The organism is Bdellovibrio sp., from assembly GCF_036384735.1.
Taxonomy (GTDB): domain Bacteria; phylum Bdellovibrionota; class Bdellovibrionia; order Bdellovibrionales; family Bdellovibrionaceae; genus Bdellovibrio.
Genome location: NZ_DASVLT010000032.1, coordinates 1 through 23366 on the forward strand (window position 1 = coordinate 1; position 23366 = coordinate 23366).

22 protein-coding genes are annotated in these 23366 nt (G+C 44.3%); 12 read left to right on the top strand and 10 right to left on the bottom strand.

Annotated features, from left to right (window positions below; translation table 11 throughout):
- Together VF412_RS08830 and VF412_RS08835 are read right to left on the bottom strand one after the other, a co-directional pair.
- Positions 1–313: hypothetical protein (locus tag VF412_RS08830; protein ID WP_331338867.1), on the bottom strand; the 313-nt coding region annotated here is incomplete at its 3' end.
- Between the two features lie 15 nt (positions 314–328).
- Entirely contained in the window at positions 329–1645 is a 1317-nt protein-coding gene (locus VF412_RS08835; RefSeq protein WP_331338868.1) for a hypothetical protein, read from the bottom strand.
- Between the two features lie 106 nt (positions 1646–1751).
- On the opposite strand from VF412_RS08835, the gene VF412_RS08840 reads away from it, so the two are divergent.
- Entirely contained in the window at positions 1752–2732 is a 981-nt protein-coding gene (locus tag VF412_RS08840) for a hypothetical protein (protein ID WP_331338869.1), read from the top strand.
- 2 nt (positions 2733–2734) lie between these two features.
- Here VF412_RS08840 and VF412_RS08845 read toward each other — a convergent pair whose 3' ends face one another.
- The 5 genes from VF412_RS08845 to VF412_RS08865 are packed head-to-tail and all read right to left on the bottom strand — an operon-like array spanning position 2735 to position 8006.
- Positions 2735–4705: an aminotransferase class V-fold PLP-dependent enzyme gene (locus VF412_RS08845; RefSeq protein WP_331338870.1), complete on the bottom strand. Its 1971-nt coding sequence runs from the start codon at positions 4703–4705 to the stop codon at positions 2735–2737.
- Positions 4702–5337, bottom strand: a complete 636-nt coding sequence (locus VF412_RS08850; RefSeq protein WP_331338871.1) for a hypothetical protein — start codon at positions 5335–5337, stop codon at positions 4702–4704. Before VF412_RS08850 ends, VF412_RS08845 begins: the two co-directional genes overlap by 4 nt.
- 12 nt (positions 5338–5349) lie before the next feature.
- Complete coding sequence (locus tag VF412_RS08855) at positions 5350–6369, bottom strand: phosphatidate cytidylyltransferase (RefSeq protein WP_331338872.1); 1020 nt, start codon at positions 6367–6369, stop codon at positions 5350–5352.
- Between the two features lies 1 nt (position 6370).
- Positions 6371–7024, bottom strand: a complete 654-nt coding sequence (locus VF412_RS08860; protein ID WP_331338873.1) for a CDP-alcohol phosphatidyltransferase family protein — start codon at positions 7022–7024, stop codon at positions 6371–6373.
- Between the two features lies 1 nt (position 7025).
- Positions 7026–8006 (bottom strand): TonB family protein, encoded by a 981-nt coding sequence (locus VF412_RS08865; RefSeq protein ID WP_331338874.1) that lies wholly within the window; start codon positions 8004–8006, stop codon positions 7026–7028.
- Positions 8007–8141: 135 nt separating this feature from the next.
- On the opposite strand from VF412_RS08865, the gene VF412_RS08870 reads away from it, so the two are divergent.
- The 3 genes from VF412_RS08870 (at position 8142) to VF412_RS08880 (ending at position 10574) form a co-directional block, all read left to right on the top strand.
- Positions 8142–8867, top strand: a complete 726-nt coding sequence (locus VF412_RS08870; RefSeq protein WP_331338875.1) for a Stp1/IreP family PP2C-type Ser/Thr phosphatase — start codon at positions 8142–8144, stop codon at positions 8865–8867.
- 30 nt (positions 8868–8897) lie between these two features.
- Positions 8898–9902 carry a M23 family metallopeptidase gene (locus VF412_RS08875; RefSeq protein WP_331338876.1) on the top strand — a complete coding sequence of 335 codons (1005 nt, stop codon included), beginning with the start codon at positions 8898–8900 and terminating at the stop codon, positions 9900–9902.
- 72 nt (positions 9903–9974) lie between these two features.
- Positions 9975–10574, top strand: a complete 600-nt coding sequence (locus tag VF412_RS08880) for a hypothetical protein (RefSeq protein WP_331338877.1) — start codon at positions 9975–9977, stop codon at positions 10572–10574.
- Positions 10575–10576: 2 nt separating this feature from the next.
- Here VF412_RS08880 and VF412_RS08885 read toward each other — a convergent pair whose 3' ends face one another.
- Positions 10577–12760, bottom strand: a complete 2184-nt coding sequence (locus tag VF412_RS08885; protein WP_331338878.1) for a hypothetical protein — start codon at positions 12758–12760, stop codon at positions 10577–10579.
- Positions 12761–13098: 338 nt separating this feature from the next.
- Here VF412_RS08885 and VF412_RS08890 point away from each other — a divergent pair, with 338 nt between their 5' ends.
- The 4 genes from VF412_RS08890 to VF412_RS08905 all read left to right on the top strand — a co-directional run bounded on the left by VF412_RS08890 (position 13099) and on the right by VF412_RS08905 (position 16256).
- Positions 13099–13650: a hypothetical protein gene (locus VF412_RS08890; RefSeq protein ID WP_331338879.1), complete on the top strand. Its 552-nt coding sequence runs from the start codon at positions 13099–13101 to the stop codon at positions 13648–13650.
- 19 nt (positions 13651–13669) lie between these two features.
- Positions 13670–14851: an acetyl-CoA C-acetyltransferase gene (locus tag VF412_RS08895; RefSeq protein ID WP_331338880.1), complete on the top strand. Its 1182-nt coding sequence runs from the start codon at positions 13670–13672 to the stop codon at positions 14849–14851.
- A gap of 82 nt (positions 14852–14933) precedes the next feature.
- Complete coding sequence (locus VF412_RS08900; protein ID WP_331338881.1) at positions 14934–15707, top strand: SDR family oxidoreductase; 774 nt, start codon at positions 14934–14936, stop codon at positions 15705–15707.
- Positions 15708–15716: 9 nt separating this feature from the next.
- The gene (locus VF412_RS08905; RefSeq protein WP_331338882.1) at positions 15717–16256 is read left to right on the top strand and encodes a thioesterase family protein; all 540 of its coding nucleotides are present in this window, start codon (positions 15717–15719) and stop codon (positions 16254–16256) included.
- A gap of 8 nt (positions 16257–16264) precedes the next feature.
- Here VF412_RS08905 and VF412_RS08910 read toward each other — a convergent pair whose 3' ends face one another.
- Positions 16265–17581 (bottom strand): HD domain-containing protein, encoded by a 1317-nt coding sequence (locus tag VF412_RS08910; RefSeq protein ID WP_331338883.1) that lies wholly within the window; start codon positions 17579–17581, stop codon positions 16265–16267.
- Between the two features lie 189 nt (positions 17582–17770).
- Here VF412_RS08910 and VF412_RS08915 point away from each other — a divergent pair, with 189 nt between their 5' ends.
- From VF412_RS08915 to VF412_RS08925, 3 genes are all read left to right on the top strand, one after another.
- Complete coding sequence (locus tag VF412_RS08915; protein ID WP_331338884.1) at positions 17771–18409, top strand: transposase; 639 nt, start codon at positions 17771–17773, stop codon at positions 18407–18409.
- A 231-nt stretch (positions 18410–18640) separates the two neighbouring features.
- Positions 18641–19489, top strand: a complete 849-nt coding sequence (locus VF412_RS08920) for a flagellin (RefSeq protein ID WP_331338885.1) — start codon at positions 18641–18643, stop codon at positions 19487–19489.
- 509 nt (positions 19490–19998) lie between these two features.
- Positions 19999–20832, top strand: coding sequence for a flagellin (locus VF412_RS08925; RefSeq protein ID WP_331338886.1), 834 nt, complete (start codon positions 19999–20001; stop codon positions 20830–20832).
- A gap of 53 nt (positions 20833–20885) precedes the next feature.
- Here VF412_RS08925 and VF412_RS08930 read toward each other — a convergent pair whose 3' ends face one another.
- A complete protein-coding gene (locus VF412_RS08930; protein WP_331338887.1) occupies positions 20886–22067 on the bottom strand; it encodes a hypothetical protein in 1182 nt (393 codons plus the stop codon).
- A gap of 156 nt (positions 22068–22223) precedes the next feature.
- On the opposite strand from VF412_RS08930, the gene VF412_RS08935 reads away from it, so the two are divergent.
- Positions 22224–23366, top strand: coding sequence for a hypothetical protein (locus tag VF412_RS08935; RefSeq protein ID WP_331338888.1), 1143 nt, complete (start codon positions 22224–22226; stop codon positions 23364–23366).

Below are 23366 nucleotides of genomic sequence, written 5' to 3' on the forward strand. Positions count from 1 at the left end.
CCTGGAGTTGTTCTCTACCGAGTTTTTTATAGATCACCAACTGATTTTCCTCGAGATCAATGTAGCCTGAATCTGCAAGGATTGTTTCATTTTTCTGAGCAGTGGTGATGGTGACCTTTGGCTTTGAAAGAGTGTGAAGCATTTTGAGCTGACTTCCCTGAGTGGATGCCGAGTGAACTTCAACGCATTGAGTGTGATCGATAGAACAAGTTTTTAGATTGAATCCACTTATGGAAGAATCAAAACTCTTCGCTGAGGCGATAACCCCAGCGAAGAAAAATCCGATTTGAAGAAAAATTAATTTTGTATTCACAAAGTGGCTCGAGAGTTATTGCTTAGGTGCGTTTGCTGGCAAGAAGCTGTCAGCATTTCCTTCTGGGAATAGACCACCCAGTGTATTGTCACGAAGTGCAGTCGGGCTTGTTCCTTCCGCATTCCAAGTTTTTACTCCCAATGAACGCAAGTCTTGAGCTGGTTTGTCCAGTGGTGCAAGAATGTTTACGTTCGCAGAGTACTCGTGAGTTTGGCCATCTTCTGATTCGATAGACCAATTCACCGGCGCAAGGCCCGCGAGAGCTTGATCTACCAACGTGATATCCGCAGAAAGTTTGTCTTGGTCAGTGCATACGCCTTCCTTCACAAGATAGCCTTGACGAGGATATTGCGTGTTCGTGCTTGGGCATAAAGAGTCGTGATATTTCACAGCCCATTTAGCTGCGACACTCATATCGGAACCCAAGGCGCGAATGTCTGTCAAAGATTGAGTCTTCGACAGTTTCAAATCAACGCGAGATTCGATCATTTGCGCGACTTGAGAAGCAGAAAGTTTTTGTGTCGAGATATCTTTTGCAACTTGGGCTGCACCCTTAAGGCTGTAGCTATTCACAAGGGAAAGAAGAAGGATTTCTCCCGCAGCTTCCTGCTTCAGAACCATGAGGTCCGCGATATTTACTTTCACAGTTGAGCTTACTGATTTAGTGCATTCTACTGTGGCATCTGCTTGAGAGGCCTTAGGGAACACTTTGCATTGGCTATCATCCTTTTCCATAGATTGATCACCGAACATCAAAGAGTTCATTGAAAGTTGCAAATCCAAATCTTGGTGAGCCGTCACGAAGGTACGGAAATCTTGAAGGGCGGTTTTATATTGATTCAAAAGATTTTGGATGTCCTCTTCAGTTTGGAAAACAGGAGTGTTCGGGGCAGATCTTGTGAAGAAGTCATGCAATGGAGAAGTCTTTGGAATTTTATTAAGTTTCTCTGCCAAATCCGCTGCATATCCGTATTTTTGAGCCATTGGAGCAAGGCGTGTATAAAGACCTCTGAACACCATGAAACGTTTTAAGAAAGCTAGATAAAGTGCTGCTTTCATATTCTGCGGGTCTTTCTTTAAAGCCAATTCAAAGGCATGGTTCGCGTAATTTAAAGTATGAGCGGTCATAAGCTTTTCGCCTGCAGCGACTAAACCATCAGCTGACATCATAGAGCTGATCGATATTCTTTCTCTTCCAGCTTTGGTGGCAGCAGCATCGGCCTTCGTGTTAGCCTTCGTCACTGCATTTAAATCTGTTTGTCTTGGCGAGCAGGCATTTAAAGACATCATAAGGCCTGTGCAAAGAAGAATTGATTTAATTTGCAGTTTCATAAGCTCATCCTTTGTAAAAGAAATGGTTAGGCTATCTGCATGAAAGAGTACAAAGATGACGCCAAAATTGCCGGAACTAGGACTGACGTAAAATTCATTACAAGCAATGGCTTTGTCTAAAGATTGGACATCATACTCATTCTGGGCTTGTCATTTGTCTTGGATCACTCAAAAATCTAGTTATTCATTTGAGGGAGAAGTCGTGCGCCAGTCTCATTTTCATACATTCGCTCTTTGCTTACTTTTCACTGCTTGCGCTTCCGAGCCGAAGAAAGAAGGACCTGATTGGATTCGTCAACCGACTCGTACAGTCGATAACGGTTATATCGTTTACGTCGGTACAGGTGACTCTCGCGATTCAGAGCGTGCGCAATTAAGAGCAGAGGGAATGGCACTCGAAGATTTAGCTAATGAGTGCTCATTCATTCCTAAAGGTGCCCGATTAGAAGATCGCTATATCGTCAAAGGCAAAAGTGAAAACACTGCCTATGTGAAAGTCGCCGTGGAATTCCAAGAATGTACAGAGGCACAGAAAGCTCTTGAACCCTCTGACATCAGAAAACTGGCGAACACAAGTTTCACCGAACAACTTCGCAGATTCCAAGACCTTGAAGAGACAGGTGAGCTTCCAGACAAATCCGAATACGCAGTTCTTGATATGCCGGCAGAAGTTCAACCTCCACCGACAATGCAGCCAGGGGTGAGCGACTCTGTTCATTTTGCAGTGATGAGGCAATATGTCGCTTATCAAAAGCAAGTTGTGATCTTGGCGCCTCCCACCGTGTACCCGCCGAATTCTCCGGCATCACGAACATTCGTGACAGATCTTCAGCCGACTGTGGGACAGATTCAGCAAACAGCGGCAGCGAATCCTGCGCTTGTGAAGAATCCGCAGCCTTGGTCTAAAATTTATGATCGTCCTCATGTAACAAGACCTGCGGTGTTGGCGCCTCATCATCAATCTGGATACAAAAGTGCCTTGCCGTATATTCATCAAAACGATGTGATCAAAGGACGCAATAAGGGCTCTAAAAAACGCAGACGCGGTGGACGCCACGGCGGAGAGGCCCGTGAAGGTGGCCGATAGTTTTATCGGCGCCAAGCTTTAGCAATTTGTTTTGTGAAGAAATCAGGGGCCAAGGCATTGATCCAAAGTTTTAACTGCAAATTGAATTCTGCCTTGTTCGCTTTCCCTTCAAAAAACTGATTTACAACCTCGATCGCCACATCTTCAGGGATCGCATAATCAAACGATTTTCCGATCTGATAATAACGTAACGATGTACGGCCCATATCTTTTTGCAAAGGCGAGTGCTGACTTTGTGCGATGTAAGTCATAAATGGCACTTGGCCGTTTTGCTCACGCTGCAACGACTCCATCAATGTCCATAGTGCTGCGTGTGAAGAGGCGTAGGTGCTAAGCAATGGATAACCACAGCGGCCGCTAGAAGATAAGACGCTTAATACGCCCAAAGGCTTTTCGCTTTTCCATTCCTTCAAATAAGTTTGAATCAATTGAAGGGGAGCAAAAAACTGCACTTCGAAGATTTCGCGAATTTCTTTTTCCGATTGATTTTCCAGCAAATCCACAGTCAAGCCGCCGGACGCGTTGATCAAACCGGCATATTTTATCTTAGGCACTTGCACCTTTAGTTTTTCAAGCCAACCTTGGTGCATAAAATCAACAATGGCGTGGCCCGCGATTAAAGATTTCTCTTTCTCGGAAAGATTGTGAAGAAGGCTCCTCATTTTGATTTCACTGCGACCAATGAGAAAGACGGATTGATCATGTGTAAGAAGTTGCTTCACAACAAGCAAGCCAAGGTTGCCCGTGGCGCCATTTACAATGATGGGTTCTTGTTTTGATGTTGTTATCGCGGCGGTTATGGCCTTCGTTGCCATGACAGGAATTGGTTTTTCCAGAAGTTCTGCCACTGCTGTTATGAATGTTTCCAATTCTGAATGCAGCGTGAAGAAGTGCGGCGATATACGAACATAATTACCGCGAACTGTGACCGAAATTTGCTTTTTCTCGAAATATTCGTGAACTTTGCGATGATCGACCTTTTGAGGGATTTTAAAACAAACAATACCCGCGGTCAGATCCTTTGGACTTGTGAGTAATTCCAGATTTAAACTTTGCAGTTGCTCTGTCAGGAATTTCAAATGGTCTTGGATTTTTTCATGAATGCGATCGATGCCGATCTCCATGAAAAGTTTCAAGGACTCGCCCATGCCAATAATGGGAATGTAATTGGGAAGGCCGGGCTCAAAGCGTGTCATTTCGTTTGAAAATTCAAGCTTTGATAAATCGAAGTATTCCGGATAGCGATGACTTGTCCAGCCCACCATGGGAACGAATAAAGTGTCTAGCAATTCGCGTTTCGCATAAACGAATCCGCATCCCACAGAGCCTAAAAGCCATTTCTGTGATCCTGACGCCATAAAGTCGAATCCCATGTCATGACAATGAATGGGGCTGTTGCCGATCGCTTGAATCGCGTCAACACAGGAATAAATTTTATTTTTACGACAGAAATCTGCGAATTCTTTTAAATCAATGCGCTTGCCAGTTTCAAAGCTGACGGCGCTGACACTGATAACTTTAACGTTTTTAAGATCGATACCTTGCAAGGCTTGGGTGATAGTTTGATCTTTGCTGATGGAAAATGGCACAAGCTCAACACCGAAGCGCTCTAAATTTTTCCAAGGATAATAGTTAGACGGAAATTCATTGTCAGGAACTAGAACACGGTCGCCTTCCTGCAAATTCAAAGCAAGGGCGATGGTACTGACAGCGCTCGAAGTGTTTTGAACAAAAGCAATTTCAGAGGCATGGGCGCCCAAAAAGCTAGCTAGGTTTTTGCGGATCATTTCGACTTTATTGAGGCTTTGATAGAAATGTTTTCCCAACGGCTCTTGCATCAAACCGATTTCATCTTGCATGGCTTTAACGGATGAATCTGGAACAGGGCAGGTGGCTGCGTAATTTAAAAAGCACTGCCCTTGAAGAAAGGGCAGCTTTTTTCTAAATTCTAAAATCTCAAGCTCGGTCATCATAATTGACCTTTGTCCTTTTGCACGGCTGATCTATACACGCGCATAAAACGTAAAAGCAAAGTGATCGATCCGCCAATGATAATCCAGTAGAAGAAATAAAGAATGAAATCTAAGCCCCAAGAAAATTTAATGCTGAAATACTGAAATAGAGAACACAACATCAAAGCTGCTAAGCGATCCGTCTGACCGACAGGTCCCACGCTTTGCACAGGCAATCCAGATGGGGCTCCGAAATAACCAAAGAAGGGGACTGCCCAAGCAAATAGCAAAACGAAAACACCTAAAGGATAAATGCCTTTTGCGATAACCAAAGTTGGAATCAGCATCAAATCACAAATTTCCGGAGTAATGCGATTTAAGATATCGCCTAAAGCAGTCGATTTGTTGTAGTGAACCGCAACCAATCCATCTAGGGTGGCCACAAACATACGCACAAATCCTAGCAGGCCACCGACGATAAATAAAATCTCGGGCCCTGTTGTAATCGCATAATAATAGCAAAAGGCCATCACAGCCCCTACAGGTAAAATTGCCCAGCTAATATTATTCGGGTTCACGTCACGACAAGCGGGAACCGCAAAGCTAATCATCTTGCGGAATGGATATTTTAAAAGATACAAGCCAACGTCCATGATATGATCCTTTTATAAAAATTTAATAATGAAGTAAGCGACTGGGATCGTGAAGATCAACGCATCAATCCTGTCGATTATTCCAGATCCACCTGGCAACCAAGTGCCGGAATCTTTCTGTCCATGAAGCCTTTTAATAAGCGAGAAAGCCAAATCGCCAAAAAGTCCCAAGACACCAATAGAAACAATGATCAGTGAAAGCTTCCACCAACCCAGGCCGTCCAAATTGAAAACGTTAAAGCCAAGCGGCAATCCCATACCTAGTAAGGCCAGTGTGCTCACCAAACCCACCCACCATGTTTTTTGTGGACTGACGTTGGCAGCGACTTTCGCGTGAATCATTTTACTTTTGAATGATGAATCCACGGGGGCTTTGGAAAATGCTTTTCCAACCCAGTAAGAAATCAAATCACGAATTTCGGTTAAGAAGACGACCAATAAGAATGCGTGAACTTCGAAGCGATAAAGCGAATAAGATAAAGGCAATAGAATCGCAAAGAAGTTAAAGCTTGTTGTGATCGAAGCAAAACTTTTTGCAGGACCATCCGTGCGATTTTGCAAAACATAAAACAGCGGAATGAAAACTCCTAAGAAGGTAATGCTGAAAGCAAAGAATACCGGCTCCATATCAAAATACAGAAGTATATAGTTGATCACGCAACCGATTGCTGGAAATACGAATAAAGAATCTTCCGCAATTTTACCTAATGACTTTTCCTCAGGAAAAATAAGGCTGTGGTATTCAGCAAGAGATAGCAGACTTCCACAGCATAGAAGAATTGCAATCACAATCGGATGCAGCACCAAGGCAAGAGCGAACAGACTTAACATCCACCAGAAAGTTAAAGTCCTTGCCATCAACTCGTGGGCGCTTTTGTGGCCCTTTTGCTGAAGTTTATTGATAAGCACAGAAAAGAAAGACAACAAACCAATACAAATCAAAAAGAAGACCAAGAGCGAGGTCTGTCCAGACACGCTGAACTTATAAAGTGCAATCGCATTGGCGATCACAAAGAACGCAATTTGAAACATCCTACCTGCCGTACAAAGTGTGTGATTGGTAACTGAGTCCTTGAGTTTGTTTTTTAATTTTATAAATACGCAAAATTCCAGTCAGGAACGTCAGTACCGCTAACACTACGATAAAGTAGTTGATGTAAAAAGCAGTCAGCGTAGAGAAATAACAAACAATCGCAAAAACGCAGAACAGAAGACTGCGTTCGGCTTTGCCTCCGAAAACGGATTCATGTCGGCGAATGTGCCCTGGAAGAGCGCGGCCCAGAAGACCTGTGAACTCTGCGAACCAGCAACAGACTAAGAAAATTCCAAGATAAAGGCTGTTTACATAAGGGATAAAATAAAGAACTCCATAGCAGATGCTATCGCCCCAGATATCGCCGAGTTCGTTTAAAACTTCACCCATCGGCGTTGCGCGATCTTGTGCGCGAGCGATCATTCCGTCCAAGGCATTAAAGACGAGTCTGAATAAGACTAAGATTGGAAATGCGAGGAGGGGCCAAGCAGCTGTATGATTTTGTGGATCCAAGTTGCGAAATCCAAAGTAAAGGGCCGCCGTTGATAAAAAGACGAAAAGCCAACCCAGCAGTGAAGCATGGTTGGCTGTCATCCCCGAAAACGCAAATGAGGTCGCCAGTTTTTGAAATCTGGCTTTCAGGGCGTAAAGCATATTAGCTTTCTAGTACGAAGTCCCAGCGAATTTTCACTGTGCCGTCGCCCTCAATAATTCCTTTTGGAGGATTAGGGAAAGGAGCAGCGGCACGGAATGCTTCAACGGCAGCGTCATCAAGATCACGCACACCTGAATCGCCTAGAACTAACACACGCACCAAAGTTCCTTTGTCGTTCAAGATGATCATCAATTTGGTTACACGGTCTTGTCCTGTTGAAGCAGGAGAGCGACCTTCTTTAAACATTTTAGAAAGTTTTTCGCGCACTTTACCTTCCCAGTGTTGGGCAAGTTGGCGACGAATGCGGTTGTAGTACGAGTAGTACTTAAACTCGCGAGTGTTCAACATGGTTTCAAGGCCTGTATCAACATCCTTAATATAGTCATCGGTACGGCTGGCATCAGCACCTTCGCGTGCCACATCAGATCCATCTCCGTGACCTAGACCTTCGCCTGCTTTGTCGGCTTTTTGGGCGATATCTTTTTTACGTTGTCTTTCCATGGCTTCGTTCGGGTCAAAGCTTTTGAAAAGATCTTTAGCGACCTTTTCTTCGTTAGCCTTAACTTCTTCCTTAGCCGCAGATTTTTCGTGATCGTTGCCTTTAGGACCTGATTTCGCGGGAGCCGCTTTTTTCAAATTTTGAAATTGCCCACGGTTTGCTGCCACAGTTTGTTTCGTAACCACTTGATTTTTAGCGCTCAAGAAACGGGAGTTCACAGGCTCTTTTTCATTCAAAGAGTTTTCGTTTTGCTCAACAACTTGATTCGCAGGAACTGTTGCAACCTGGGTTTTCTCTTGGCGTTTTTCGGCTGCAGCCATTTTCGCAAGATCTTCAGGAGTGATCAAATCAATGCTCACGCTTTGAGTTGGTTTCGGTTTTAATGCTTCAAGATCTCCAAAAAGAAGGAGCCCGCCCAGAACTAAAACGTGGACCAACAGCGAAAGGGACACAAACTTTTTGAAAGATGGTGACTTCTTCATAGGACCTCACGTCTTTCTATCGGTATTATGACACGTTAATATGAGGTTTGGGTGAGCTAGTCCGGTAAGAATTCGACAGAGGTCTAGGGCCAGACTTTGACTGTTCGGAGTTTCTCGAGTGAAAATGATACATCTATGAAATTTGACTCGTGGTACCTGACAGACAAAGGCCTTCGACGTGATTCCAATCAAGATTCCTGTTTAATCAACAGAGAATTAGGTCTGTTCATTGTGGCAGACGGCATGGGAGGACACTCTGGCGGGGAAGTCGCTTCCAGTATGGCTGTGGAGACGGTGGAAGAATTAATGCTTCAACCGAATGCGATGAAAAAATCTCCGCGAGAGCTTCTACAACTTTCTTATGAAGAGGCTTCAAAACGCATTTTTGATCTTGCAGCTAACGAGCGTCCTGAGCTTGCAGGGATGGGAACCACAATGGTGATGGCCCATTTGCGCGGCAAGCATCTTTATGTTGGAAATGTCGGTGATTCCCGTTGTTACTTGTTTAAGAAGCCTTATCTTTGGCAAATCACGGAAGATCACTCGTTGATCAACGAACAATTGCGCGCTGGTGTCATGAGTGAAGAACAAGTGATGCAATTTGTCGGAAGAAACGTCATCACTCGCAGTGTCGGCTACGAACGCGATGTGTATCCTGATATTATCGAGAGGGAAATCAGCCCTGGCGAAATTTTCCTAATGTGCTCAGACGGACTTTCGGGATTGGTGCCCGATCAAAGAATTTCTGAAATTTTGAATCAAAATACACCTGACAAAGCAGTCAAAGCCTGTGTAGAACAAGCCCTGGCAAATGGCGGAGACGACAACGTCACAGTCATGCTTTTACATTTTTACGAATAGCTATAAGTAGCGGCATTACGAGGACTTGGTTTGGAGAAAAAGAAAGTCACATTATTCATCGTGAGCAATCAGACGGGTAAAACCCGTAAGCTGGTGTTATCAGCAGCCTGGTTGAAAGCGGTTTCTTTTATCATGGCCATTGTCATCGTTATTTTTGCGGCTGGGATGGTGGACTATTTTGGTCTGCTTTTGCAAGCCATGGAAAATAAACGTCTTAAGGTTGAAAATGCTCAACTGATAAAGCAATTCCAGATCGTTGAAAGTAAAGTCAGTGCTCTTGAAAACTCGCTCGAGCGCGTGAAGACATTTACGACAAAATTGAAATTGATCACGAATGTTGATTCTAATGATCGCATCACGAAGCTGACGATGGGTCCAAAACCTGCAGCTGGTCAACAGGTTGAAGAGTATGAGCCAATGGAGCAACGTCCTGACGGCGAAGCTCTTGCTCAGCAAGACCAAGTCTTTGTGAACAAGAAACCTCTGAATGATCAAACAGGAGAGTTGGCGAAGGAAACTACTGACAAAGATTATGCGTCTTTGGTTGTTCGTATCGATAAAGCTGTTAAAGAAACTCAATTAAAGGAACAAAGTGTGATCGATTTGTGGGAAGGTTTGTCGGAAAGACAATCGCTTCTTTCTGCAACTCCAAATATCAAGCCGGCAAAGGGTTGGTTGACGTCGCGCTTTGGTTATCGTGTGTCACCGTTCTCTGGGAAGTCAGTTCTACATGCGGGCTTGGATATCGCAGCAGCGCCGGGTTCACCTGTTTATGCGCCGGCCGATGGTGTCGTTACATTTGCAAGTTACGACGAAGGTTATGGTAAACTTGTTAGCGTCGATCACGGTTACGGAGTTTCCACTCGTTTTGGTCACATGTCTCAGATTTATGTTCAGGTTGGTCAAAGAATTAATAAGTGGGACGTTCTAGGAGCGGTTGGTAATACGGGCCGTTCGACGGGTCCTCACTTGCACTATGAAGTTCGTATCAATGGAACTCCAGTAGATCCAATCAACTACATTCTTGACGAATAGCACTGTCAGCTTCACAAAAAAAGCTTAGAAACTTTCCGGCTAAGGTTTAGACTTAAATCACCGGAGGCGTTTATGAAAGTTCTGAGTTTACTCTCTATTTTGTCTTTTATTGTTTCCACACAAGCCATGGCAGCATTACCTCCGCAATTTTCCGAATGCTTATTTGGTGATAGCGCTTCTGTATCGACTCAAGATGTGAAAGACATCGCGCAAGTTTCTAAAGTTACTTACTGCCAAAATCAGATAGGTTTAACTAATAAGTCTGACACCATGGATATGCTTAAAAATAAGAATATCCAAGTCGGTATTTCATTGGCGAAAACAAATTACAGCCGCGAGGATTTGATAGATCTTGCAAAGACAGGTTCCTACGTTCTTTATGTCGATAGCTCAAAGCTTACAAAAGAGTACTTGATCGATATCGCAAAAGCGGGGGCGCAACTTGTGGTGGTGAGCGCCACGGCGGGATTGTCGGCCAGTGATTTGCGTGACATTGCCCGCGCAAAACCATTTGTGTACAATGTAAATTCAGCTTCACAAAAAGAAGATTTAAAAAGCCTCGTGGACTTGGGTGTGCAAGTCGTGATTCGTTCAAGTCAGGCGGGCTTGTCTAAAGAAGACATTGTCGAAGTGGCAAAAGCCAACTCCGACTTAGTCAGTGTGATGCCCTAAAACTATTGATTCATCACGGACACTGTTGGAAGTGGACATTGAAGCTCTTTAAGTTTTTTGCCAATCAGAATCGCGTCGTTTTGATAGCCTTTGCTTACAAGTATCTTCTTCGCCTGATCTACAATCGACAGTGATGTTGAACTTCCATTCAGCAGCAGATTTCCGCGACATGCTGATACGACGGCAGTATCCATTTTCACATCTAGAACCGGATCGATCATATCACAGAAGAATTGAATCGCACCCAAGTGATCCATCGCTGCACTCCAATCTAGCCATGCCCCTTCAAGTTGTTGGCAGGCGATTTCGTTTTCACGAGACCCTGGTGGCAATAGTTTAAGATTCAAAGTGTCGAGTGTTTTCATTGAGTTAACGTCTTTAGTTTGTGCGACGGGGTCCATGTACATCGCGCCACCTGGGGTGAACTTCACAGTCTTGCCTTGTCCGCTATCTGTTAGACTCCACGCGCCTGATTTCAATGCTGAAACACCGGCAAGGAAAGCAGAGATCGCCTGTGAATGCATATCACGAGTGTGCTCAATCCAAGCAAGAACTGGCGGTTTGCCGAAGTTCCAGATTTTTCTAGAGCCGAACAAACCTGCTTTTAAAAGAACCATTCTTTGCGCCAACTCGGAACGATCAATGATTGAGTTATCCTGAGCAAGGTCTTCCATCGCCTTTTCTACACGTTGAATAGTGACCTCTTGAATCTTGATTTGGTTATATTGAGCTTTCCAATTGCGGTACTGTGCATTTTGATTCAGCTCGTTTTCAAGGGCGATCTTATTTTGCCCCACAATCGTAGCTGTAGCATTCACGGCATTGCGAATACCAGAGAGCCAAGAGCGACCTGTTTGCGCGCAGGACCGAAGAGCGGTGTCGTCGGTACTGATTTTCGGTGCAAGCTCAGAAATTCTTTTCACTGAAGTCAGATGCAATGCACGCAAGGTCATTGCTTGAAGCATTTGTGATTTATTTCCTTGCGAAACGGCGGCGCTTAAGTTGTTGAACGTTGAGGCAGGAAATGATTTTCCATCCTGAGACCACTGAACAAGCTCTTGAGATAAGGTGCAAACCATCAGGTCATCATTGCTTGAACTGACTTGCATATCGATAGTCGCCAAATCTGTACGATCACTGGCAAGTTGAGATTCGATCCCAGCGATTGATTTGCTTACTGTGGCTCTGTATTTTAACAAAGCTGAAAGCTCACCCGTGGGACGAGAAAATTCACCCTTATAACGAGCTACATCTTTCTGAAGCTCTTCATTGATCTTGTCGATTTTGCCACTTTGGGCAAGTTGCATAAAGCGAACTTTTTTAGCGACCTTCGTGAATTCACATGTATTTTGTAGCACGGCATTTCGGTGATCTGGGTTCGACATATCCAAAGTATTGTTGTCGATCATTTTCGCTAAAGCTGAAATGCCAGAAGTTGCAACAACTCCGCCCACAACGAACGGAAGGGCCGGAGCCAGGGCCGCGTTCATCGAAACTGCAAACAACGCATATGGTGCGATGCCATTGATAACGTCATTCAATGCAAGCAAGGTTTTACCAGTAGACATCGTTTGACGACCGCATTTTGAGTTCAAGAATTTATTATTATTAAGAATATCACCTACGTTGCCAACCGCAGTTAATGCAGCTGTCATACTTTGATCTATCTGGGCTGTATTCATTTGAGTTGGGTCAGCGGCATTCATGATACTTTGTAGAGAAGCGATGTTGTCTTTGATAACCTTGCCGTTATCCTGCAATGATTTCATCGAAGGATCGTTTGAGCATTCTGTTGTGACAGCCACTTCTTTTGTTAAGGCATCAACAGCTTTGATAAGTTCGGCGTGTGGCCTATTTTGGAAAAGAGGACATTGGTAAGGTTCTGGTACGGTGGCTGAACCCATCGTAGGTTTGCCATTTTTTCCAATTGTAGATGAGCTGCCATTTGAAGAGCCGTTGTTATTTTTTTTGTTCTGCTGACCCGAGTTCTTGGAAGAGTTGTCTGTCGAGCCAGAAGCATCGCCATTTAAAACAGCATCATCAATAGCGAACATATCGATGTCATAGCTTGCGACTTCTTGCTTAATGGGGTTGCTCTTAGCAAAGGCTACAGCAGGAATTTGCGGTAAACCAACACTGATAGTTAGCGCAATCATTAACGTGCTTTTGCTCAAGTTCGTTTTCATCGGATCTCCGTGTTTAACTTTTCGCCGAGTAACTCTTTACGCGTGCCAAATTGAGGCGCGATCCCTGACTCAACGACCTCAACTTATTGAAATCATTAGAGTGGTCCCGTACTTCCATTTAAACGCCTGTTATCGTGAAGCTAGATTTGCAAGAGCAATGCACAGGCGCTTCATCTTGAGACAATGGAGTAGGGGGTGTTGTCGAAATATCGTCAAGTGATACCGCAATGGTCACCTAATAACAGTATCCCTAAGATTTCTTCGTATTTTCGATTTCATCTGCAAATTAAGAGGTTCTGAATAGTCTTCGTTGGAACGGGAATTGTATTGAAGAAGATATGGGATTTTTAGTTTCATTTCTTTTAGTATTCTTAGGTTTTTCAAAATGCCACGCGAAGGTTGATATTGATTCAACTCAACCATTGGTTATTCCTGTGGATACTTATACTCCGAAAATTACATCAGCAGATGTGGCCCAGATTATTCCAACTGATGCGTCTGTAGCGAAAGGATGCTCGACATCCACGATGATGACTCGTATTGCAGATCGCAGCTTCAATATGTGGTTCAATTCGCCCGTAATTCAGGAAAGTATGGTCGGGCATATGGCGAAAGAAACCCAAGAAAAGTTGAAAACGGATGTCGTTGTCCCTGCGGAATCTAAAGGCGGTATCACTCATAAATTCGCTTTTAGAGTAGAAGCTTTCCAAGCCTTAGCAAAAATGGAATACACGGGGTGGATGAATGCCGCGATCAATTATGACGCAAAGGCCGCATCCACTGATATTTCAGTGAAAGAAAAAGTCCTCGTTAACAAAGAATTATTTGTAACTCATAAAGCCAACAAAGATCAGGATCTATCGATGATTGGTCTTGCCTGGCAGTGGTAAAAAGCCCTACGCTTAGGGCATGGAAAATATAGTATTTATTGCAGGAAAAAGAACAGCCTTTGGAGCATTTGGCGGATCTCTTAAGGACGTATCAGGAACTGATCTTGGGGTTGTTGCCGCTAAAGCGACTCTCGAGCAAGCGGGACTTTCCGCTGAGAAAATCGATCACGTTGTTTTCGGTAACGTGGTTCAATCAAGCGCAGATGCTGCGTACCTTCCAAGACATATCGGATTGAAAACAGGAGTTCCGGTGGGCGTTGGCGCCTTGGGAGTGAATCGTCTTTGCGGTTCTGGTTTCCAATCGTGGGTGAATGCTGTGCAGATGATCCAAACGGGTGAAGCCACAGCAGTCCTTGCCGGTGGTGTTGAGCAGATGTCATTGATTCCTTATGTAGCTCGCAAAGTTCGCTTTGATGGTATGCGCATGGGGAACTTCGAACTTGAAGATATGATGACAGGCGCTTTGACAGACACTTATGCGAAAACTCCGATGGCGATCACGGCTGAAAATTTGGCGGTGAAATACAATATCACTCGCGAACAAGCCGATCAGATGTCGATTCGTTCACAACAGCGTTATCATGCAGCTGCACAAAAAGGTTATTTCGCGCAAGAGATCACTCCAGTGACTGTTGAAACGCGCAAAGGATCTGTGGTTGTTGATAAAGACGAACATCCAAAGCCGGATGTGACTCTAGCGAAACTTGCGACGATGAAGCCAGTCTTCAAAAAAGACGGTATCGTAACAGCGGCAGGGTCATCAGGTATCGTTGATGGTGCGGCTTGTTCTTTGTTGATGAGCGAAAGCAAAGCCAAAGAATTGGGAATGAAACCTTTAGCTCGCATCGTAAGCTATGCCTCTGTAGGTTGTGATCCATCCATTATGGGTATCGGTCCGGCCGGTGCGGCTCGCAAAGCTTTGGAAAAGGCAGGCTTGAAGCTTGAACAAATGGATCTTGTAGAGGTGAACGAAGCGTTCGCAGCTCAATACCTGGCTGTTGAAAAAGAGTTAGGTCTTGATCCAGCGAAAACAAATGTAAATGGTGGTGCAATTGCAGTAGGTCATCCATTGGGCGCTTCTGGAACTCGTATCATGAATCACTTGGTTTACGAACTTCACCGTAGAAATGCGAAATACGCGTTGGGTTCTGCATGCATCGGTGGCGGCCAAGGGATCGCTATCATCATCGAAAAAGTCTGATACACTCCGCTCTGCCGGGGTGGCAAGTCTATATTGTGGCGACCAAGTAGGGTCGCCGTTTTTTTCGTAGTAAGGAAGCTTCATGGATAATGGAATTAATTTACATCAAAGAGTGGCCTTGATCTCAGGCCCCATGACAACAACAGTTTCTAGTATCGTGATGACACTCACTCGTCTTGGTGCTGACTGCGTGATTCTAGATACGGACAAATCAGTAGGTTCAGCTTTCGCAAATCAAATCAACGACGCCCGCGAAATCAACGATAAGTACGGTCGCGCGATGGTGATTCAAAGTGATTTGAAAACTCCTGAAGAAATCAAGGATGCTGTTGGTAGAGCAGCACAAACTTTCGGTGGTTTGGATATCTATATCGATGCTTTGATGATTCAAAAGCCAACCCCAATGAAATTCGAAGGTGGCATCGATAATATCGATGGAATGATCGACAAGCATTTGAAATTGCCGTTGATGTTGACTCAAGCGGTGATGGCTTACTTGAAAAGCCGCAAAAAAGGTCGCGTTTTGTTTTTGTTAAATGATTCACCTGTCGCGAAAATCAAAGAAGATCTTGTGGGTTCTGCGATTCGCTCGGGACTGGTTCAGTTCGCAAGTTCTTTGGCAAAACAGACCAGTGAATTCAATGTGACTGTAAACGCTTTAACTGTGGCTTTGACGGAAGAATACATTCTAGCTCACGACCCTGAATCAAAATCCATCAAAGAAGCCATGGAGAAAATGAAAATCATCGATCCTTCGCTGAAAATTACGGAAGGCGATAAGATTTCTCAGACCATTGCATTCCTGGTAAGTCCAATGGGCGCTACAATGAACGGGCAAAAATTCGTTCTTTCTTAGAGGTCTTTCATGAATAAGTATTTCCGTTTGATATGGACATACCTGATATCTCGCCATCGCAGCAAAATGGAGGCGTTTGACGAATGTTCAACGCCGTTTCGTTGCTGGCCCAATGATTTAGATGTTCTAGGACATATGAACAACGGCGTTTATTTTTCCTTGCAGGATTTAGCTCGCACGGACTACATGATTCGTATCGGAGCTTTAAAGCCCATTACTGACAACGGCTGGTATCCCGTTGTGACTGCGGAACGCATACGGTTTAAAAAATCTTTAAAACCCTTTCAGAAATTTGAAATCAGAACGAAGCTGTCTTATTGGGATGATAAGTGCATTTACCTGATTCACACTTTTGTGGCGAATGGTGAGGCGTATGCCTGGGGTACTATTCGTACGCGCTTTTTAAAAAAGGCGGGTGGTTTGGTCAATCCTGAAGAGCTATTGCAAGCCATCGGAAAGAGCACTCAAGCCCCGCCAATTCCTGAATTTTTGAAGTCTTGGATCGAAAGCGAAGAGGCGCACGAATCTTTGGTGCAGGGAAAAAGATAAGGCGCAGATTAAATATTCTGCGCTTTCAAAATCATTTCAGCTTTTGCAAAATCCTCTGGCGCTACATAGATACGATCGATAATGCGCGTACCTTCATAACGTTTAAAGATTTCAGTGGATTGATTGATCGGTGTTGGTTTGCTCCAAGGGTCGTATTGATCCACCACGTAAATCTGTGCAGCACGCTCTTCCGGAGAAGCTGTGTGATACTTTGAAAGACGTGCTTTTGAGCTGGCCCAAATAACTTCCAAACCTTCTTTTTCCAAAGCTTTTTTGATGAATTCGGGACGCTCTGATTCCGTCGTGTTGTGCTGCTCGAGCAAAACTTTGAACGGACGGCGTTCAGCGATACGACGAGCCCACGGATTGGAAACACTACGCAAGTGCTCGTGCAGGCGATAGTCGTTGTACAATGTGTACTCTTTGATATCGCCAGGTAATTTGAATGTGCAATCTGGGGAGGTCAAATAGCGATTCAACATTTCTTCATAAATGATGCTTTTGTGATGGCCGTACACCATCAAATGCATGTGATGGCGAGAAATCAAAAAATCATCAAAGGAATATAAAGCGCGGCGGTTCATAGCCAGATACAATTTATTTTCCACACGGTGGAAAGTCATGTTTTGGATCAACCAGTTCGAATCAATCTTGCCGTAGTTCGTTCCGCAGAAGTAAGAATCACGTTCAAGGTAATCCATGCGATCGGCGTCGATTTCACTGCTGACAAGTTGAGAAAGAATCGGGCGGAAGTCCACTCCATTGTCGACGAAAAAATCATCCGGGCAGTGAAGGGCCTTATCAATCAAGCAAGCAATGTGAACAGGAGAAATATCTGCAAATTGTTTTTTGATTGTCTCAGAGATCGGCGAATCCGTAACGTACTTGATCGTATAGTCCTCGTGATTTGCTTTACGATTTTTGTACATCACCATGTGCGCTTCATCGCCATACTTTAGCTCTTCATCGTAGATTTTGATTTTCAAATCTGCGAGGGGAGGCATCACTTGTTCAGTTGTATGACTTAAAGGTCCGTGACCCACATCATGAAGAAGTGCTGCAAGTCGAACGATTTGTCTAAAGCGCATTTTCACCGAAGGTTTTGAGAACGGATAAACGCGGAAGATCGAATCAAAGACAAGAGTCGCCAAGTGAGCAACACCAATAGAATGCAAATAGCGATTGTGTGTCGCGCCCGGAAAACTAAATTCAGAAAATCCAAGCTGCTTAATGGCTCTGAGGCGCTGATATTCGGCGGTGTCCAAGACAGCAACCTCTGGATCAGCATAATAAATGGAGCCATGAACAGGATCCCGAATTTCCATTAATCCTCCTAGGTACGCCGTACCTTTTTGCGATGCCGCGCACAAGACGGCTGGCTGCGGTTCAAGGTATCGGATGTTCAGATTATTCTGTCAATACAGGGTGTTTGTCGAGTGGCGGATGACGGCTTCTCTACTAGACCTAGGTATTGGCTTTGAATGCATGGTCTATATATTGATGTCTCTTGCTGCATGCCAAGAAAAAAATTCCTTCCTACCGCCGAGTTTCCTTATCACGTGACTGCTCGATGTACGAATCAAGAGTGGTTTGGTGCACCAATGGAATATGTATGGACCGTTTTCTCTGATTACCTCCATTTTATTTGGAGAGTCTACGATGTCCGAATTCATGCATTTGTTCTTATGGGAAATCACTTTCACATGCTGATCTCTACTCCAGAGGGAAATCTGGATTTAGCTATGAATTATCTTATGCGAGAGGTCAGTAAGCGGATCGGTGAACGTTCCGATCGCATCAATCAAATATTTGGTGGCCCCTATCATTGGACGCTCATCCGTGATTCCCGTTATCTTCACCATGCTTATAAATATATTTACAGAAATCCAGTGAGGGCAGGAATCTGTGCTCGGGTAGAGGACTATCCCTATAGCACTCTTCAAGGAGTATTGGGGCTCGATTACTTGTACATTCCAACCTATGACGACTTCGCTTTGATGTCCTCTCCGGATTCGCATCTGCAATGGTTGAATAAGGAATATAATGAGGAAACCAGAGAGGCGATTCAGAAGGCTTTACGCCGAAAAGAATTCGCACTTCCGAGACAGAAGAAATCTCAGCGCCCACTTTTAATAGAAAATCTTTTTCCATAACCAATAATAAAAACCCCGTAATTCCCGCCACTTAATTGCGCAAAGCATCGCAAAAAGGTACGGCGTACCTCCGGGGCTTTGGGCTAGTTTTGCTTTTTTTTGAGACGTATCACTTTAGGAATTCTTAGGCACACCGATGAGTAAGGTACGAAATGAATCGCCCATCGGCACCAAGACGGTGCCCTGAGTTTCAAGGATCGAGACTCAGCAAATCTTCAAGGAGGAGGAATTATGGGTTTACGTATTAACACGAATACAGCTTCGTTAAATGCACAGAGAGTTCTGTGGGGAACGAAGATTGGTCTTGATAAGAGCATGGAAAAGCTCGCTTCAGGATTCCGTATCAACCGCGCCGGTGACGATGCCGCAGGTCTAGCGATCTCTGAGAATTTGAAAGCTCAAGTTCGCGGTCTAAAACAAGCGTCACGAAATGCTCAAGACGGTATCTCTCTAGTCCAAGTGGCAGAGGGTTCGATGAATGAGATCTCTTCGATCTTGATTCGTCTCAGAGAGTTGTCAGTGCAAGCAGCTTCTGACACTGTCGGACCGACTGAGCGTCAATTCCTAAACGTTGAGTATGATCAACTGGTGTCAGAGATCGATCGTATCTCCGAAGGTACAGAGTTCAACGGAACTCAACTTTTGGCAGGAACGGGTTCAATCTTGGACTTCCAAGTTGGTACTAGAAATAATCCAGAAATCGACCGTATCTCGTTCGACGCATCAAAAGCAGACGCAAACTCTGCAGCACTTGGTGTAAACTTGACGTCAGTAGCGGATAAAGCTTCAGCACAAAATGCTCTAGCAGCTATCGACCAAGCGATCGTGAGTGTCTCTGCAATGCGCGCAGACTTCGGTGCGATCCAAAATCGTCTTCAATCTACAGTTTCAAACATCCAAGTGTCTGTAGAGAATATGTCAGCAGCTAACTCTCGTATCAGAGACGTAGACGTCGCTGAAGAGACATCTGAGATGACAAGAAATAATATCTTGTTGCAAGCAGGTACTAGCGTACTAGCACAAGCGAACCAACAAGCTAACGTAGCATTAAATCTCTTGAATAAATCTTTCCAAGGCTAGTCTTAACTGACTAGTCTTCTGCGGAAGATTTGTGGTTCACGGTCTTGAAGATCAAGATCACCCTCGAGAGTAATAGCTAAGCTCGCTATAAAGAGCTGACAATTTGATCTGTTTCCTGCGACGAGGCCGCTATGACGGCGGCCTCATTTTTCTAGAAGTTTTCTAGAGCAGTGAAGCGGAGAAGAAGTTTATAAAACTTCTGAATAAGTTTTGTGTTTGATATTTTTCATTTCCGAAAGAACAAATCTTTCGATGACAGCATTCTGCTGTGTTCACACGTTGTATCTTTGCGCACAACGCGCGTTCTAAAAAGCTTCTTCAAGAAAATCTGAAAAATAAAAAAAGAAAAATGAAAATCTGGACTCGAGACAGTTGTTATTCATGTCGATGAGTATAGCGGAGCTTCATCGTAAGCATCCAATTTTAACAACTAACAGGTGCACGGATCGCGCCTTAAGCCAATGGATGGCAAAAGTTCACGGAGGACTATATTATGCACGGAGGATAAAATGGGATTAAGAATTGGAACGAACGTGTCAGCATTGAATGCACAAAAAAACCTCTACATGACACGAATCAACGCAGATAGATCAATGGCAAGATTGGCCTCGGGTATGAGAATCAATCAAGCTGCAGATGATGCTGCGGGACTTGCGATCAGCGAACGTTTAAAAGGACAAATTCGCGGTCTAAGACAAGCTAACCGAAATGCCAATGACGGTATCTCGTTAGTGCAAGTGGCAGAGGGTTCACTGAACGAAGTTTCCAACATGCTCATTCGCTTGAGAGAGTTGGGCGTTCAAGCTTCATCTGATACGATTGGTGAAACAGAAAGAAAGTTCCTAGATGTTGAGTATCAACAGTTGAAGTCCGAGGTTCAGCGTATTACTGAATCAACGAAGTTCAACGGTTACGATCTTCTGAACGGAACTGGTGGAATGATTGATATTCAAGTGGGCGTGAACAACGATGCTTTCCAAGATCGCATCAGTTTCAATGCCGGCGCAGCAAACTCTTCGTTGGAAGCTCTGGGCTTGACAGCTGAAAGTGTCGCAACAAAAGAGGGCGCGCAACTTAGCTTGAGTACTGTGGATACAGCAATGACTTCAATCAATGCGATCCGCGCGAACTTTGGTGCTCTTCAAAATCGTTTGGTATCAACATCTAACAACTTGTTGATCGCAGACGAAAACTTGTCAGCAGCGAATTCGCGAATCAGGGACACTGACGTGGCGGCAGAGACTTCCGAGATGACAAGAAATAACATCTTGTTGCAAGCGGGTGTTTCAGTCCTAGGTCAAGCGAATCAATCGCAACAATTAGCCTTGAAACTATTGGGCTAATTAAAAGATTTCTAAAAGAAAAGGGCAGCTTCTTCAAGCTGCCCTTTTTGTTTTTACTGATTAAGTTTTGTGATGAGTGCGATGTACTTTTTTGCAAGGGCATCCAGTTGATCAAAAGCATCAGACTTGCCCAGTTGGTTTGCTAAAGCTTTGCCGGCTGCCTGTTTACCGTGGGCCTCGCCCATTTTATTTGCGATGTACAAAGACATTTGTTTGGCATTGTTCATGTCTGAATCTGATGTGATTTTTGCCGGATCCAAATCAACATAAGAGAAGAATCTTTCACGCAGCAAGAAGGTATATTGTCCCGCAACGATGAACTCGAAAGGACCAGCCACTTCTTCTTTAGGACGGTATGTATCGGCTACTTCTTTGAAACGAGTCAACGAATCTGGTTGTCCTGCAAATAAAGAAGTTGCTGGTGCCGTTTCCATTTTAAACTCATAGATATGGCGATTGCCCTGAGCATCCGCAAGCAAGAACCAGAAGCGAGGAAGATCTTGGCTGCCGCCTGTGTCTTTCTCTTTAAATCCAGTATCCAGGTAAGTCATGCCTTGCATGTGGCTTTTGAAAACGGGCGCAGACTGAGTCAGCAAATCTTGAATTGCTTGTGGCGTTTTAGAAAGTGGAGTCAATTCCGCTTTGTCGTTAAATTTATCTCCGTCAGTGAGCTTGCCGATTTTCTTATTGTTGTGAGTTTGGAAGTCGCTGTCAGAATTGCTTTCGATCTCTTTGAGATACTGGGGTTTATCCATTTTCTTGCCGTTAACGCCGTCAACGTAAGCTTTGAATAGGTCTTTCGCGTCGACTTTGAATGGTGAAATTTGATTACCAACAAAATAGCGAAGGAAGTCTCCTGCTAGAGACGCATTGGCTCCGCTGTCATCGACGTCAATCAATGTGTATTTGCGACCGCCTTGTTTTAAAGGCACATCGCCGAAGTTTTGAATGTGCGGATCACCTGTAGCGACTCCGCGAGGGCCAAGAATTGCGGCGTCTTGGTTCTGATAAAGCCAATTCCAAAAATGGGGAGCGTTCGAACGAAAACCCATGAATAAGTCTGAGCTACTTTTTCTCCAAGTGCCGTCAATCGTTTGTGTCGCTTGAATATCTGAAGAGAAAATCGAAGTGCACATGGCACCTTGCCCATAAGACGCGACGGGCGCAAATAGGGTCATGGCTGTCAAAAACTTAAGCAACGATTTCTTGTGAATTCCAATTAAAGCGGCGTTCATGGTTACCTCTCGATAGTGTTTTTTTGAGATTCAAGTTTCGAGCCATTTTTACCAAATGTTAAATCGTGTTTTCAGTAGATTTTCAGTCCCCTGGATTGCGCGCTGGGCCTATCGTTAGTTATTGAATTCCTCAGTGAAAACTGAAACTTTTGAAGTATGCGAAGTCTTCTAGTTCTCGTTTTCCTTGTCTTCAATTCGTCCGTCGTTTTTGCGGCCTGGGACCTCAATGATGTCTCTTATTTGATGCCTCTTCCGACCTCGATTTATAGTGATCATATGTTGCACCTGGAAAGCACAGGGGCAAGAGGCGTTTTGTTACCGGCAAAATTTCTTTCAAGCATTCCACCGTTAACCGTTATCAATACTCAAGATGAAACTGCAAAAGCTTTAAGAGTTATCGCTGTCCGTATCGATCCTTGTTTTCCGCTGCCAACTCCACAATCTTGTCAGCGTCAAATTCGTTTGATCTGGCAACCCCTTGAGGTTGGACCGCGTAACAGGGTGCAGGTCACAGATGCATCTCTTCATAGTTTTTATCTTTTAAATGAAACGGATTTCAAAAATCTGATGAATGATCTTTCCGCTTGGAAGTCGAAATTTAAAATTCAAACGCAAGGATTGCCTTTGCAAATTCATCCAGCGTGGTCCCGTGATGGTGATAACTCTGTGGCTTTGGCGGAGTTTAACGGGATTGTTTTGAAGTATGCGGGTTTGCAAAACCTTATGCGTGTCACGGCGATGGTTTTGCGTGGGACGGGCGATATGTGGGCCTTTCAAGGCTTCACAGTGAATCAAGGCAAGCTTGAGCTGATGCGTATTCCCCGTATTGATCGTTTTGCACAAGTGTTTGTAAATCAAGCAATGCCTTCAGATCATTTTGAAAATGGTCAGATCAATCCGGCGCCAGCAGGGGATGATACTTTGAATAATGTCATCACGGATTCCGGCAAATTCAATTCAGGATTCGAGGATCTTCTGCGCAAAGAATTGCGTGCGATGTATCGTATTGAAGATCCAAAGAGCTTCAATCCTGAAAACACAGATTGCGTCAGTTGTCATGTTTCCCAACCCGCTCGTCAGTGGATCATGGCAAATCGGACTGATCTCGGAATTGATAATATTCGGCAGAATTTCAGTTATAAAAATGCACGCTACAACTTGAGCAATCAAAGTGCGAATCTTGGCAACACTCAGATCATTCGAGCCTTTGGGTATTTCAATTCAGATGTGGCCATCAGCCAGAGAGTGATTAACGAGTCCGCGGAAGTCGCAGACTCGCTCAATTTAATGCAACAATAG